Raw genomic sequence first — 325 nt, forward strand, 5'->3', positions numbered from 1 at the left:
CTGGTGGCTTTTGCGGCCGCTACCGGCGTTATGCCTCTGGATATGCCTGAATCAGTGCTGGTGCGCTTTAAGGGTAAAATGCAACCTGGTATCACCCTGCGTGACCTGGTGCATGCCATCCCACTTTACGGTATCAAGCAAGGTCTGCTGACTGTTGCTAAGAAAGGTAAAGTAAATGCTTTCTCTGGTCGTATTCTGGAAATTGAAGGTCTGGAAGACTTGACCGTTGAGCAGGCGTTTGAATTGTCAGATGCCTCTGCCGAGCGTTCTGCTGCTGGCTGTACCATCAAGCTGTCTCCAGAGTCTATTTCTGAGTACCTGAACT

General features: G+C 50.2%; 1 pseudogene. It reads left to right on the forward strand.

What is annotated here, in order from left to right:
* A pseudogene (locus tag J0A66_RS22415) lies at positions 1 to 325 on the forward strand (bifunctional aconitate hydratase 2/2-methylisocitrate dehydratase); the annotation flags it as partial.

Source organism: Bowmanella dokdonensis, assembly GCF_017254865.1.
Lineage (GTDB): Bacteria > Pseudomonadota > Gammaproteobacteria > Enterobacterales > Alteromonadaceae > Bowmanella > Bowmanella dokdonensis.